The sequence below is a fragment of the Pseudidiomarina woesei genome (genome assembly GCF_001418345.1).
GTDB classification, from domain to species: domain Bacteria; phylum Pseudomonadota; class Gammaproteobacteria; order Enterobacterales; family Alteromonadaceae; genus Pseudidiomarina; species Pseudidiomarina woesei.
Window position 1 is genome coordinate 91,089 of record NZ_LIPW01000001.1, and the last position, 15,521, is coordinate 106,609.

The 15,521-nt window shown below is 47.8% G+C and carries 10 protein-coding genes; 4 read left to right on the forward strand and 6 right to left on the reverse strand.

Annotated features, from left to right (window positions below; genetic code table 11):
• Window positions 1-2 precede the first annotated feature (2 nt).
• Window positions 3-2,336, forward strand: coding sequence for an efflux RND transporter permease subunit (locus tag ASC40_RS00495; protein WP_055437840.1), 2,334 nt, complete (start codon window positions 3-5; stop codon window positions 2,334-2,336).
• On the opposite strand, the gene ASC40_RS00500 is transcribed toward ASC40_RS00495, so the two are convergent.
• Window positions 2,337-3,986 carry a GMC family oxidoreductase gene (locus ASC40_RS00500; protein WP_141656082.1) on the reverse strand — a complete coding sequence of 550 codons (1,650 nt, stop codon included), beginning with the start codon at window positions 3,984-3,986 and terminating at the stop codon, window positions 2,337-2,339.
• On the reverse strand, window positions 3,955-5,388 hold the full coding sequence (gene sbcB / locus ASC40_RS00505; protein WP_055437841.1) for an exodeoxyribonuclease I: 1,434 nt from the start codon (window positions 5,386-5,388) through the stop codon (window positions 3,955-3,957). The genes ASC40_RS00500 and sbcB overlap by 32 nt, the downstream gene beginning before the upstream one ends.
• A gap of 320 nt (window positions 5,389-5,708) precedes the next feature.
• Here sbcB and ASC40_RS00510 point away from each other — a divergent pair, with 320 nt between their 5' ends.
• From ASC40_RS00510 to hrpA, 3 genes are all read left to right on the forward strand, one after another.
• Window positions 5,709-6,710: an isoaspartyl peptidase/L-asparaginase family protein gene (locus ASC40_RS00510; RefSeq protein WP_055437842.1), complete on the forward strand. Its 1,002-nt coding sequence runs from the start codon at window positions 5,709-5,711 to the stop codon at window positions 6,708-6,710.
• Between the two features lie 39 nt (window positions 6,711-6,749).
• A complete protein-coding gene (locus ASC40_RS00515; RefSeq protein ID WP_055437843.1) occupies window positions 6,750-7,169 on the forward strand; it encodes a CBS domain-containing protein in 420 nt (139 codons plus the stop codon).
• Window positions 7,170-7,243: 74 nt separating this feature from the next.
• Window positions 7,244-10,978, forward strand: a complete 3,735-nt coding sequence (gene hrpA / locus ASC40_RS00520; protein ID WP_245622148.1) for an ATP-dependent RNA helicase HrpA — start codon at window positions 7,244-7,246, stop codon at window positions 10,976-10,978.
• On the opposite strand, the gene ASC40_RS00525 is transcribed toward hrpA, so the two are convergent.
• From ASC40_RS00525 to nrdA, 4 genes are all read right to left on the reverse strand, one after another.
• A complete protein-coding gene (locus ASC40_RS00525; protein WP_055437845.1) occupies window positions 10,964-11,230 on the reverse strand; it encodes a GrxA family glutaredoxin in 267 nt (88 codons plus the stop codon). The genes hrpA and ASC40_RS00525 overlap by 15 nt on opposite strands.
• Window positions 11,231-11,345: 115 nt before the next feature.
• Window positions 11,346-11,609: a class I ribonucleotide reductase maintenance protein YfaE gene (gene yfaE / locus ASC40_RS00530; RefSeq protein WP_055437846.1), complete on the reverse strand. Its 264-nt coding sequence runs from the start codon at window positions 11,607-11,609 to the stop codon at window positions 11,346-11,348.
• Window positions 11,610-11,627: 18 nt separating this feature from the next.
• Window positions 11,628-12,758, reverse strand: coding sequence for a class Ia ribonucleoside-diphosphate reductase subunit beta (nrdB, locus tag ASC40_RS00535; protein ID WP_055437847.1), 1,131 nt, complete (start codon window positions 12,756-12,758; stop codon window positions 11,628-11,630).
• An 89-nt stretch (window positions 12,759-12,847) separates the two neighbouring features.
• The gene (gene nrdA / locus ASC40_RS00540; RefSeq protein ID WP_055438489.1) at window positions 12,848-15,187 is read right to left on the reverse strand and encodes a class 1a ribonucleoside-diphosphate reductase subunit alpha; all 2,340 of its coding nucleotides are present in this window, start codon (window positions 15,185-15,187) and stop codon (window positions 12,848-12,850) included.
• Window positions 15,188-15,521 lie beyond the last annotated feature (334 nt).

Below are 15,521 nucleotides of genomic sequence, written 5' to 3' on the forward strand. Positions count from 1 at the left end.
GTATGACTGATAAGTCGATTGAGTCAAACAGCGTGTGGTTAGAGCGCGCGCTATTCAACTTCCGCCCGTTGTGGTTTGTTATATTCGCAGCATTAACTGCGTTTTTGGCATGGCATGCAAGCCAGGTGCGTCCTGAAGCAAGCTTCACCAAAATGATTCCAACTCAGCATGAATTTATTCAAAATTATTTTAAGCACCAAGAAGACTTGGCCAGCTTAGGTAACGTGGTTCGTATTGCGGTTGAAACCACCGAAGGGGATATTTTTACCGCTGAGTTTCAAAAAACCTTGCAAGAAATAACCGACGAAGTGTTCTTTATTCCGGGCGTAAACCGCAGCGGTTTGAAAAGTATTTGGACGCCAAATGTCCGCTGGAGCGAAGTTACCGAAGAGGGATTTGTCGGCGGGCCTGTCATACCGGACAACTGGGACGCTTCTGAGCGCTCTCTAGAACAACTACGCACCAACGTGCTGCGTTCAGGCGAAGTGGGGAACTTGGTGGCGAATAACTTCAAGTCAGCACTTATTTTAGTGCCACTGAATGAAGTGAACCCAGACACGGGTGAAGCGCTTGACTACCAGCAATTTTCACAACAGCTTGAAGAGCGAATTCGCGACAAGTATCAGTCTGACTCGGTAAAAGTTCATATTACCGGTTTCGCTAAAGTTATTGGCGACCTCATTGAAGGTGCTTACCAGGTCGGTTTATTTTTCGTTATCGCGATTGTCATTACGTTGTTGATGCTGTTTTGGTACAGCCGCTGCTGGCGTAGTGCTTTTGCGGTATTGTCGTGCTCTATTATCGCCGTTGTTTGGCAGTTGGGTATTATTGAGCTAATTGGCTCAGGTATTAACCCGTACTCAATGCTGGTGCCGTTTTTGGTGTTCGCTATTGGTGTTAGCCATGGCGTACAGATCATCAACGCGATTAGTAACAACCGCGTTGATGGCCATGACAAATTTGCAGCTAGCCGTTTAGCGTTTCGTTCGCTTTATATTGCCGGTTTAACCGCGTTGGTTTCTGATGCTATTGGCTTTACTACCCTGATGGTTATCGACATTGAAGTTATTCAAGAGCTCGCCATTGCAGCCAGTATTGGTGTTGCCGTTGTGGTATTAACCAACTTGGGGCTGTTGCCAATTTTAATGTCTTATACTGGCGTTTCAGCCAAAGGCGTTGCCTACACAGGCGAGGCTCGTGGCGAGCAACACCCCGTATTGGCTTTCTTTGGTCGTTTTTCGCAGCCTAAATGGGCCTATAGCGCCATTATTGTGGCGTTAATCGGTTTAACTTGGGGCTTGGTCTACAGCCAACAAATGAAAATTGGTGACCTAGACGCTGGTGCGCCTGAGTTGCGCCCAGACAGCCGTTACAACCTGGATAATAAATTCATTGTTGATAATTACAGTTCAAGTACTGATATCTTTGTTGTTATGGCGGAAACCGCGCCTAGCCAGTGTATTGCTTATGACAATCTAGAAGTCATGGACCGTTTTAGTTGGCATATGGAAAACACCCCAGGCGTACAAGACGTGAAGTCTGTGGTTTATGTGGCGAAAATGGGCTCTTACGGCTTGAACGAAGGCAACTTGAAATGGTTTAGCTTAAACCGTAATCAATACGTGCTGAATGCAAATACCAATCGTACGCCGCCAGGGTTGATTAACCCTGATTGTTCAATGGCGCCGATTATTATTTACCTGAATGACCATAAAGCTGAAACGCTGCAAACTGTGGTTGCTTCAGTAAATGCGTTTAATCAGCAATACCAACAAGAGGGCCTAGAACTGCTTATGGCAGCGGGTAACTCGGGTATTGAAGCGGCCACCAATTCGGTTATTGAAGGCGCGCAAACCAAAATGTTGTTGTGGGTTTACGGCGTAGTTATTGTGCTGTGTTTAATTACCTTCCGCAGCATTCGTACGGTAACCTGCATTATATTGCCGCTAATGCTCACTACGGTAATGAGCCAAGGCTTAATGGCCGTATTGGGTATTGGTGTGAAAGTTGCGACCTTGCCGGTTATTGCACTTGGTGTGGGTATTGGCGTGGACTATGGTATTTATATTTACACCAAAATTCGCGAAGGCCTAGCCCAGGGAATGCACTTAAACGACAGCTATAAGTACGCCTTAGAAAATACCGGTAAAGCGGTTGGTTTCACCGGTTTAACGCTAGCTATTGGGGTGGCAACCTGGATCTTCTCGCCAATTAAATTCCAAGCGGATATGGGTATTTTGCTGACCTTTATGTTCTTATGGAACATGTTAGGAGCTATGATACTGATTCCAGCCTTTGCGCGCTTTTTCGCGCGCTTTGGCAAGCAAATTCACTAATTAGTGTTGTTGGGCGTCGGCTAAAATAAAGTCGGCGCCCACATCTGCTATCACCATGGTTGGTGCGTTGGTATTGCCGCTAAGAACCGTCGGCATAATAGATGCATCAATAACACGCAAACTTTCTACACCGTTAACGCGTAGCTGAGGATCAACGACAGCGTCTGTGTCATTACCCATTCGGCAGGTGCTGGTGGGGTGATAAATTAAGCCTAGGTTCTGCTCTATTTTTTGCAAAAGCTCGTCATCATTCGCCGTTGGACCAGGCCAAATTTCGCCACCATTGTGTTCTGCCAACGGTGCCTGCGCCATAATTTCCCGTACTTTTTTTACACCGTTTAAGAGTGCAGTGCGGTCGGCTTCATTGTCTAAAAAGTTATAGGTAAAGTAAGGTTTATCGGCGGCATCAGCGCTATTTAGTTTAAGTTCACCACGCGCTTGTGGGCGCAGTACGCATACATGGCATGCATAGCCGTTGGTTAGCGCAGGCCCAATATCCCAGCCGCTATCGTTAAACCGTGTAGATACAAAATGCAGTTGCAAGTCGGGTTCTTTTACCTGCTCAGAGCTACGAATAAAGCCGCCTGTTTCGGCTGGGGGAACCGCAAGCGCGCCGCGCTTTTTAAACGCATATTGCCACAGCGCGGCGCTCATTTTGGCTAAACCAATAGGCGCCAGACTAATACCGTCTTTCTTACGGTTTTTATAGTGCACCATCACGTCTACATGCTCTTGTAAGTTTTGCCCAACTTGTGGGCTATCGGCAACAAGAGGAATACCAAACTCAGCTAAGTGGCTGGCTGGGCCAACCCCCGACAGCATTAACAGCTGTGGCGAATTGATGGCACCGCCACTAAGAATCACTTCATGGCGAGCCGTGGCAATATAGCTACGGTTTTTGTGGCGGAATTGAACGCCGCAGGCTTTCGGGCGTTGGCCATGATGTTCAAACACAACTCGCTCTACTAAGCTGTTGGTCAATACGGTTAAGTTTTTACGTGCTAATGCAGGTTGTAAGAAAGCCTTTCGCACACTCCAACGTTGGTTGTTGTGAATGGTAAATTGAAAAGGGCCCACGCCCTCTAGAGTTTCACCGTTAAAGTCGGCGTTGTAGGGAATGCCAGCAGCAACGCCGGCGTCAACAAACAAGCGTGCGGCAGCAAAGTGGGTAGGTACGTCACTAACATGCAGCGGCCCCTCAGCACCATGAAATGCGTTTGCCCCGCGCTGATTGTTCTCAAGCTTTTTAAAGCGCGGCAGAATATTTTGCCAAGCCCAGTCAGCCGAACTAACAGCCGCCCAATGGTCATAGTCACTCGGTAAACCGCGGGTATAAATCATGGCGTTGATCATACTACTACCGCCCAGGCCTTTGCCGCGTGGGGTATAAAACCCCTTACCAGAACGCAGCGGTGCGGGGTCTTTGCTACGAAATAGCCAATTAAACTTGCGGCTATGCATAAAGCGAATGACGCCACCTGGCATGTCGCTAAAAAATGATTGCCCGTTACCGCCAGCTTCAATAAGCGCTACGCGATAATTACCACACTCACTAAGCCGATTAGCGAGTACGCAGCCGGCACTACCGCCGCCGACAATGACATAGTCAAAATGTAGGTTAGAGGCTTTGAACATAGCGGTACAGGTCATTGAGCAAGCGCATGGCTTTGGTGTTTTCGGCGTTCATGACACTAGCATTTTCAAGCTCAAGCATAAACTGCTCGGCGCTGAGAGCTTTCGCTGGTGGTGACATTAATCGTTGTTGGCAGAAGCTACGCCAGCGCTGTAACTCGCTATCATTCAAGGTGGCAGGGTAGTTGCGCGCGCGGTAGCGGAATAGCATTTCGGGTACGCGTTTGTCGGCAAAATTAAGTTCTAAACCAGCTAGTTGATCGGGCTCTGTGGCACGAATGATTGCCATGTTAGACCGGTCTTGATCACTGAAGAAGTCACCGCTATAGAGCATTAAATCGGGGTCGTGGTTGGGTTCAAACTCTCGGGCATGACAGGCCGCATTAATGATGCGTTCACGCAAGTTTGGGTCAGCTATTAATTGCTGGCGATGGCGTTCGCACTGTTCAAAGTCAATGGCCCAACGCTGTTGCGCAGCTTCGTCTATTACTTTGATGGGAGCAACAAACGGGCATTTGTTTACCGCAAATTGGCCGCCTCCGAAAGGTTCTATGCCTTGGTCGGCAAGTTCGCTGCGGCGGGTAAATCGCCGTTCGATGAGCTGCGCGTCGTCGAGCGAAGCGATAGTACTTGGATCACAGCGCAAATCCCAATACACCACAGTATTTGGCTGCTCCGGGTGGTATGCCAATGGCATAATCACGCTAAGGTAGCCATTATGGGCGCCATAAAATGGGCTGATATGCGCCAGTGGTGTAAATTGGGTTAATTGAATTTGTTGGCTTACTGCTTGTTTGCGTCGTAGCCCGAACGCGTAATCAAATAGCCGTGGTTGAGCTTCTTTAACTTTCTTTGCAACCGCCATAGTGGCGTAAACGTCAGACATCGCGTCGTGCGCTTGACCATGCTCAATACCGTTGGCACGGGTTAAATCTTCAAGTTTCATGCTCACCCGGCCATCGTCGTGAAAGGGCCATTCGATACCCTCGGGACGCAATGCATAACAGGCTCGCATTAAGTCAATTAAGTCCCAGCGGCTGTTATTGTTTTGCCAGGTGTGCGCATAAGGGTGAATAAAATTGCGGTAGAACAAATTGCGTGTTACTTCATCGTCAAAGGCAATATTGTTGTAGCCCACAATCACGGTTTCTGGTTCACTCATTTGCGCCACAATTTTTTCAGCAAATGCCGCTTCACACATACCCTGTGCCAAGGCATGTTGCGGCGTAATACCGGTAATGAGCACGGCTTGTGGATGTGGCAAAAAGTCAGGCGTTGGCTGGCTATAAATGGTTAGCGGGCGGCCAACCGGTTCAAAATCAAGGGTGGTTCGAAGCCCTGCGAACTGGGCGGGGCGGTCAATTTGCGGATTTGCACCCCAGGTTTCGTAATCGTGCCAGTAAAACGTTGGCTGAGTCATGAATTGTCCGTGATTCCGGTATGTTAAATTATGTTCTCAATTTAACTGAATCTTGCGGTTAGAGCAAAGGCGTTATTCGTGCGCTGCGCTGTTCGTCCGCTGCGCTGTTCGTCCGCTCCGCTGTTCGCGCGCTTCGCTGTTCGTTGCTCGTGGTTACGATGAACGTTATGTGTGTGTCGACCGCTGCGCTTGTCGTTATTCGAAAAACAATTCAAACTAAAACAAGGCTAACCAATAACGAATAACGAACCACGAACCACGAACAGTGCGCAGCACGGACGAACAGCGAAGCGCACGAATAACGAACAACGAGGTACTTAATGAAACGATTACTATTAACAGCCGCACTAGCACTAGCCACAGGGCAAGCCGTTGCCGCAGATAATTTCGCCATCGCCATTCACGGTGGTGCCGGAACCATTACCCGTGACAGCATGACGCCAGAGCGTGAAGCCCAGTATGAAGCCAAACTGCAAGAAGCTGTAAACGCCGGCTATGCCGTGTTGGAAAAAGGTGGCGACAGTATGGACGCCATTGTTGTGGCTATTCAAATTTTGGAAGACTCACCGTTATTCAATGCCGGTCGTGGCGCCGTGTATACCTGGGAAGGGCACCATGAATTAGACGCCTCTATTATGAACGGTGCGACGCGTGAAGCCGGTGCTGTGGCAAGCGTTAAAACCGTTAAAAGCCCAATTGCGTTGGCGCGAGAGGTCATGGAAGAGTCGGTGCACGTTATGCTCAGCGGCGAAGGGGCGGAAGCTTTTGGTAAGCAGCAAGGGCTTGAGTTGGTGGATAACAGTTATTTTAACACCGACGCGCGCTTCAAAGCCCTGCAGCGCATGAAAAAACAAGTGGGCAACCCGCAAGATAAAACTGCGTGGGCGCACATGGATGATAACTTTAAGTACGGTACCGTTGGTGCTGTTGCGCTTGATAAACACGGTAACTTGGCCGCCGGCACATCTACTGGCGGCATGACGGGTAAGCGTTGGGGCCGAATTGGTGATGCGCCGATTATTGGTGCCGGTACTTGGGCTGACAACGATAGTTGTGCCGTGTCTGCCACTGGGCATGGTGAGTATTTTATTCGCTACCATGTGGCTGCGGATGTCTGTTCACGCATGAAGTATCAGCAATTAGACGTGGTAAAAGCTGGTGATACGGTGATTCATGACGTGTTGTTACCGGCTGGCGGTACGGGCGGTGTGATTATTGTCGATAAAGATGGCAATGTTCATATGCCGTTTAATACGGAAGGTATGTACCGAGCAAAACGCCAAGCTGGCGGCCAAGCGGAAGTTGCGATTTATAAAGATTGACTATAATTACTGTATGGATTCAAAACTTGTGAGGTGTCTATGCAGTCGTTAAAAGTTGTTGATTATATGAATCGTCACCCTGTGAGTTTCAAGCCAGAGATGACCATTGAAGCTGCGGTTGATTTGTTGCTGCAAACGGGGCAACGCGGCGGGCCTGTGGTTGATGCTGAGCGCAAACTAGTTGGCTTTTTATCGGAGCAAGACTGTTTAGCCGCAATGTTGCGTGACACCTACCACAACGAGCAGGGGGCAAGCGTAGCTGACTGTATGTACCGCGGCGAGGTGGTTACCGTTGACGCTGAATCTAATATTACCGACTTAGCGCAGCATATGACTAATAACCGGCCTAAAATTTACCCGGTTATCGACGCTGACAAGCAAGTTGTTGGTGTGATTACCCGTACCGATGTATTACGCGCTATAGATGCACACCTAGGTGATAACTATAGTCATAACTAGAGTTAAATGCCGTTAACAACCTAAGCTGACGCTGTTAAACTAGTGTCAGCTTTTTTATTGCCATTAGGATTGTCGTGCACGCCATTCAATTTCCAGCCGAATTGCCGGTTGTTCAAGAAAAACAGACCATTCAAAACGCCATTAACAAGCACCAGGTGGTGATTGTTGCGGGTGAAACGGGCTCAGGTAAAACCACCCAATTACCCAAAATGTTGCTTGAGCTCGGTTATGGCAACCCAGAGCAAGGGCGCATGATTGGTCACACCCAGCCGCGGCGCTTGGCAGCGCGCAGCGTGGCCGCACGTATTGCCCAAGAATTACAAACCGAACTTGGTAGTGTGGTGGGGTATAAAGTCCGTTTTCAAGATGAAACAGCGCCTGGCACCCGTATTAAGTTAGTGACAGACGGCATGTTATTGGCCGAGCTACAAAACGACCGTTTGCTCAGCCGCTATGACGCATTAATTATTGATGAAGCGCATGAGCGCAGCCTAAACATCGATTTTTTGCTTGGCGTGTTGGCGAGTATTTTGCCGAAGCGGCCAGAGCTGAAGTTAATTATTACCTCGGCCACCATTGAAACCGAGCGTTTTTCTAAGCATTTCAGCAATGCCCCAATTATTACCGTGAGTGGGCGTACTTACCCTGTTGAAATACGTTATCGCGCGCTGCAAGACGCAGACACCGATAATGACGACTTAGACGTCGTACAAGGCGTGTGTGATGCATTAACTGAACTGCAACGCGAAGCGCCGGGCGATGTGTTGATATTTGCTAGTGGCGAGCGAGAAATTCGTGACTTTGCTGAAGCCATTGGCGATTTAAAGCTAACCAATACTGAAATTTTACCGTTATTTGCGCGGCTATCTGCGGCCGAACAAAACCGTATTTTTCAAAGCCACAGTTCGCGGCGCGTGGTTATTGCCACCAACGTTGCGGAAACCTCGCTTACCGTGCCGGGTATTCGTTATGTTATTGACCCCGGTACCGCGCGGATCAGTCGGTATAGCTACCGTACTAAAGTGCAGCGCCTACCTATTGAAAAAATATCGCAAGCCAGCGCCAATCAGCGCGCGGGGCGTTGTGGTCGTGTCGCGCCTGGCATTTGTATTCGTTTATATAGTGAAGACGATTATTTAGCGCGCCCCAAATATACCGATCCGGAAATTTTACGAACCAATTTGGCGGCGGTTATTCTGCAAATGACTTCAGCTAAGTTGGGTGATATTCGTAAGTTCCCGTTTATTGAGCGCCCCGATGAGCGCTACATTAATGACGGCTTAAACTTACTGCAAGAATTGCACGCGCTTGCGCCCCAGCGCAAAGGGCAAGCAAAAAAACGCCGGGGCTACAATGGCCCACAATTAACAACGATAGGGCGGCAGCTTGCCCAGTTACCACTCGACCCTCGGTTGGCGCGAATGGTTTTGGCGGCGAACCAATTTGGTTGTATGCAAGAAGTCATGGTCATTGTGGCCGCGCTGAGTATACAAGACCCACGGGAGCGGCCGCAGCAAGGCACCCAGAAAGCCGATGAGTTGCATCAGCGCTTTCACGACAAAGATTCTGACTTTGCGGCCTACCTCAAACTATGGGCGTATTTAAACGAACTGCAACACGACTTATCGAAAACGCAATTTAGAAAGCGCTTAAAACAAGAGTTTTTGCACTTTTTGCGGGTGCGAGAATGGCAGGACGTGTACACCCAAGTACGGCAGACTGTACGTGGTTTGGGTTTTCGTATTAATCAAGAGCCAGCTAGCTATGAAGCGGTGCACCGGGCGTTGCTTACGGGTATGTTGTCGCAACTTGGGCAAAAGCAAGAGGGCCATGAGTTTCTTGGTGCTCGCAATCGTAAGTTCTTTATTTTTCCGGGCTCTGGTTTGTTTAAAAAATCACCGAAGTGGGTCATGGCGGCCGAATTGGTGGAAACTTCGCGGCTGTTTGCGCGCACCAACGCGCGTATAGAGCCTGAATGGATTGAACCGGCGGCCGAACATTTAGTGAAACGCAATTATTACGAGCCGCACTTTTCAAAAAAGCAAGGCTCGGTTGTGGCCGACGAACAGGTTACGTTGTTTGGCTTGATTATTGTACCGCGGCGCAAGGTACAGTTTGGTCCTGTTGATCCTGTTGCTGCGCGTGAGATTTTCATACGCGAAGCTCTCGTGCAGGGCCAGCTGAAGCGTCCGTTACCTTTTGTCGCGCATAACTTGGCGCTGATTGAGCAAGTTCGTGAGCTGGAAGAAAAGTCACGGCGTCGTGATATTTTGATAGACGACGAGGCCTTGTATGCGGCTTACGATCGCGATATTCCAGCAGGCATATACAACGAACAATTATTAGCGGGTTGGTGGCACAAAGCGGTTAAACAACAGCCCAAGCTGTTGCGCTTTGAGCGTGACGATTTAATGGCACAAGATGCAAGCCATGTGACCGCGTTGGATTACCCAAACACCTGGCAGCAGTGCAATATACGTCTGCAGCTTAGCTACGTATTTGAGCCTACAGCAGAAGACGACGGTGTGACGGTTGAAATACCCTTGGCTTTGTTGAACCAAGTGACAGCCGATGGTTTTGATTGGCTGATTCCTGCTCTGCGCCACGACTTAGTGGTGGCGTGGATTAAATCATTGCCGAAAACCTTACGCCGTAACTTTGTCCCCGCCCCGAATTACGCCGAGGCGTTTTTGGCCGACTGCAGTGCTGAATTGATCGCTTCTACACCGCTATTAGACGCCTTAGCAAGTAAACTGCGGCGTATGACAGGTGTGACAATACCCGCGGATGCATGGGACAGCACTCAAGTTCCACGCCATTTACAAATGAATTTTGCTGCTGTGAATGAGCAGGGTGTGCGGGTGCGCAGTAGTCGTGACCTTGAGTTTTTACAGCAAAGCATGCAAGGGCAAGTTAAGCAGGCTTTAAGCCAAGCCGTGAAGCAAGCAGACGAACTACCGCAAGCAGCAACCGAGTGGGTGTTTGGCGAGTTACCGCATACTTTAGAGCAGCAACAACGCGGTTATGCAATTAAGGCATATCCAGCCTTGGTGCCTGAAGGTGAAGGCGTTCGCAAGGAGTTGTTTGATACCGCCATTCAAGCTGAGGAGGCACACCGCCAGGGCCTGCGTCATTTATTGCTGGCGCAATTACCATCTCCGGTACGTTATTTGCAGCAATCACTGTCAAATAAAGCCAAATTAGCCATGTATTACAACCCGTGGGGCAAAGTTGACGACTTGATTCACGACTGCATTATGGCCGCTTTGGATGAGTTTATAGCGGCCAACCCAGCGCGAACGAGCGAAGCCTTCAAACAGCTTTTTGAGCATGCACGCGCTGAATTAAACGAACGAGTTAGTACCATTGCGCAACAGGTAGAGCCTTGTTTAGTGCAAAGCCAAGCCATTCGTAAGCGTTTAAAGGGCAAAGTAAGCTTGGATCAAATTCAGGCCCACGGCGACATTAAAGATCAGTTAGATCATTTGGTGTATCGAGGTTTTGTGAGCGATATTGGGGCTGAGCGATTGCGCGATATTCCGCGTTATTTGCAAGCCATTGAGCGGCGTTTAGAAAAGCTACCGGTTGATCCAAACAAAGATCGGTTACACACCTTGGTATTGACTGATTTACAGAGCGATTACCAGAAACTGTTAGCTAAAATACCAAAAGGGCAGCCTATTTCTGCAGAGATTAGCGAGATTCGATGGATGTTTGAAGAGCTTCGCGTGAGCTTTTTTGCGCAAACCTTAGGCACCCGCTACCCCATTTCGGAAAAGCGGGTGCGACAAGCGTTAACTAGCGTATAAATTCAAGTTTTCGCGCGCGTAGGCTTCAAATTCAGTACAGCCGCCGATGTGTGTTTCGTCAACGAAAATTTGTGGCACGGTGAGTACGGGGGCGCCAACGGTTTTTTCAAGGTCAGCTTTGGTAATGCCTTCCTCGTGCATGTCGACATAGCGGAATTCAAAATCGTCACGATCTTCTGCCAGTTTTTCAGCGATTTGCTTTGCGCGCACGCAATATGGGCAGCCTGGGCGACCAAAAATAACAGTAAACATGAATAACTCCTGTTTTTGAAAATACTTTTTAAGAACAATAATTGCCGCGTATTTTCCTACAAACAGGCGCGAGTTTCCAATGGGTTTGTTTAATATCGCTTATCGATTTGGTCGATTATTGATTAATTTCAATGTCGGAAGCGGGCACACAGCAACAGGCTAAGCAGTCACCGGGGCGAATAAACGCAAGTGGGTCATTTATGTAGGTAACATCGCCAGAGGTAAGTTGCACCCGACAGGCACCGCAAAAACCATTGCGGCAATGGTAGTGCGGCTCAAGGCCTGCTTGCTCGAGCGCTTCAAGTAAAGTGTTACCTTGTGAAGCGTCAACGGTCAGCTGGTGCTGACCGTTGACTTTAACTTTAAAGACTTGGCTCATTGTCGCTCATAGGGCAAGTTATAGCTCGAAGTCTCCCAAATCGGAGGCGCTTACTTCGCTATCGATTTGACCAACAAGGTATGAGGTAATTTCTGCTTCTTGCGGCGCTACCTGTACGTTGTCAGACACCAAATACTTGTTCATCCAGGGTAATGGGTTGCTACGTTGCTTAAATGGCGCGTCAAAGCCAATGGCTTCCATGCGCATGTTGGCAATGTATTCAACATATTGGCAGAGCATTTCTTCATTGAGGCCAATCATTGAACCGTTGCGGAACAAGTAGTGCGCCCATTGTTTTTCTTGCTCAACCGCATTCATGAAAATTTGCAGTGCTTCTTCGCGCAACTCTTCGGCAATTTCTTTCATTTCTGGGTCGTCTTGACCGTATTGCCATAAGTTGATGATTTGCTGGGTAGACACTAAGTGAAGGTTTTCGTCACGTGCAATAAGACGAATGATTTTTGAGTTACCTTCCATTAAGTCACGCTCAGCGAAGGCAAATGTACATGCAAAGCTGACATAAAAACGAACCGCTTCGAGGGCATTCACTGAGTTAATGCACAAGAATAATTTCTTTTTCAGTTCGCGCATATTCACGGTGTGCATTTCGCCATCAACTTCCCATTCACCTTCACCATGGGTTTGCCACAGCTGGGTATAGAAAATGAGGTCGTCGTAGTATTGCGAAATGTCATTGGCGCGCTTTTGAATTTCTTCGTTAATGACGATGTCTTCAAATACTTCGCTCGGGTCGGTAAATAGGTTACGCAAAATGTGCGTGTATGAGCGCGAGTGAATGGTTTCAAAGAACGACCATGTTTCTATCCAGGTTTCTAGCTCTGGAATTGACACAATAGGTAACAGCGCGATATTTGGGCTGCGGCCTTGTACCGAGTCAAGCAGCGTTTGATATTTCAAGTTTGAAATAAAAATGTGCTTTTCACTTTCAGTTAATGCCTGGAAATCAACCCGATCACGGCTAACGTCAACTTCTTCTGGACGCCAAAAGAAGCTGATTTGTTTTTCAATGAGCTTTTCAAAAACACTATGTTTTTGTTGATCGTACCGCGCTACGTTCACCGAGTTGCCAAAAAACATCGGCTCTTTTAACGGGTTAATCTGATTTTTATTAAAGGTTGAATAACTCATAATTTAGCGCACCATGTATTGAATGGACTGCCCGAACTCTGTTGCTGAGCTCGGGCGTATAGTTCGACAGTTCAGTTCGCACGGCCTCACTAGATTTTACAAGCACCGCCGGCGCAATCATCATCTTCTTCAACGACTGCAACAGTCGCTTGTTGGTTTTCTTGTTCGCGAGTTTTCGCTTCAACTTTGTCACGTAAATCGACTTGATTGTCTGAAGCACCGTCACGCGTGTTGTGGTAGTAAAGCGTTTTTACGCCAAGTTTATAGGCATACAGCAAGTCTTGTAGCAGTTGCTTCATGGGTACTTTGCCAGCTTCAAATTTGTTCGGGTCATAGTTGGTGTTAGCTGAAATCGTTTGATCAACAAACTTTTGCATAATACCAACGAGCTCTAAGTAGCCTTTATTGCTTGGAATTTGCCATAGCAATTCATAGGCGTTTTTGAGTGTTTCGTACTCTGGCACCACTTGCTTAGTAATACCGTCTTTTGACGCTTTCACACTGATATGGCCACGAGGTGGCTCGATACCATTGGTCGCGTTAGAAATTTGCGACGACGTTTCTGAAGGCATCAATGCTGACAGAGTAGAGTTACGCATGCCGTATTTCTTAATGTCTTCACGTAATTTATCCCAATCCAACTGCAATGGTTCGCTGCATATGGTGTCGAGATCTTTCTTATAGGTATCAATTGGCATAATGCCTTTTGAATACGTGGTTTCATTAAATTTAGGGCACGCGCCTTTTTCTTTGGCTAAATTCATTGAAGCTTTCATGAGGTAATACTGAATGGCTTCAAAGGTACGATGCGTAAGACCATTGGCAGAGCCATCTGAATAACGTACACCGTTTTTCGCCAGGTAATAAGCGTAGTTAATAACACCTATGCCTAAGGTACGGCGCCCCATGGTGGCGTTACGCGCTGCCGGCACTGGATATTCTTGGTAATCGAGTAGGCTATCAAGCGCGCGCACGGCTAATTCGGCCATCTCGTCAAGGTCATCCAGTGAGTTAATCGCGCCTAAGTTAAAGGCGGACAGCGTGCAAAGGGCAATTTCACCTTCTTCGTCATTTACATGTGCCAACGGCTTGGTTGGCAGGGCGATTTCCAAGCATAAGTTGCTCTGGCGAATCGGCGCCACTTTCGGATCAAACGGGCTGTGGGTATTACAGTGGTCAACGTTTTGCAAGTAAATACGGCCTGTGCTGGCACGTTCTTGCATAAACAAGCTAAACAATTCGATAGCCTTGATGCGCTTTTTACGAATGTTGTCATCAGCTTCGTATTGTTTGTATAAACGCTCAAATTCGTCTTGGTCGGCAAAGAATGCGTCATACAAACCAGGTACGTCAGACGGGCTAAACAGTGTGATGTAATCGTCCTTGATCAAACGCTGGTACATAACACGGTTAAACTGCACGCCATAGTCGAGGTGACGAACTCGGTTTTCTTCGACGCCGCGGTTGTTCTTTAATACTAATAAGCTTTCTACTTCTAGGTGCCACAGCGGATAGAATAGGGTGGCGGCACCACCACGAACACCGCCTTGTGAGCAGCTCTTCACCGCTGTTTGGAAATATTTGTAAAACGGAATACAACCGGTGTGGAAGGCTTCGCCGCCGCGAATTGGGCTACCCAGTGCACGAATACGCCCCGCGTTTATGCCGATGCCCGCGCGCTGTGATACATATTTCACAATGGCGCTTGCAGTGGCGTTAATTGAGTCAAGGCTGTCGCCGGCTTCAATGAGTACACAGGAGCTGAACTGACGCGTCGGGGTACGTACACCTGACATAATTGGTGTCGGTAATGAAATTTTGAACTCTGAGGTTGCGTCGTAAAAACGCTTGATGTAGTCCATACGCGTGTCTTTCGGGTAGTTTGCGAACAAACAGGCCGCGACAAGAACATATAAAAACTGCGCGCTTTCGTAAATTTCACCGGTGACACGGTTTTGAACTAAATATTTGCCTTCAAGCTGTTTTACTGCTGCGTATGAGAAGTTTAAGTCACGAGAATGATCAATAAAATCATTCATTTGTTCAAATTCTTCTTGGCTATAGTCTTCGAGCAAGTGCTTGTCGTAACGGCCCGCAGCCACCATTTTGGTAACTTGGTCATACAAGTGTGGCGGCTCAAACTGGTTGTAGGCAAGTTTACGTAAATGGAAAATCGCCAAACGAGCGGCCATGTACTGATAATCAGGTACTTCTTCTGAAATTAGATCAGCGGCTGCTTTGATAATGGTTTCATGAATATCTTCAGTTTTAATGCCGTCATAAAACTGAATGTGAGATTTGATTTCAACTTGTGAGACTGAAACGTCGTTGAGGCCTTCGGCGGCCCAGCTGATAACGCGGTGGATTTTATCCAAATTCAGAGGTTCACGTTCGCCGCTACGTTTAGTTACGAAGAGCTGTTGATTCATGAGGCGCATCCATATTCGTTGTTGTTATGTAATATTTGTGTAGCCACAAGATATGGTGCAGCAGGGGGCTACTCGTGCGTTTTTTACACAATATCTTGGGTTAATCGAATGACCTGTATCCTAGCACTTATCGCACACTGATCAAGAGAATTTACCGCTCGAAATTGGTGAAAAAACGTGAATGCAAGTAGGGGCTTTCGCTAAAACGCTTGCCATTAAAGCAGCTTAGGAAAATCAATAGCAGAAAAAAATTTTCTTATTATTTTTTTGTCTTTTAACCGACATGTTCAGATAACTAATTTATAAGCGTTGATTAACAAGGGTTTCACAAGAT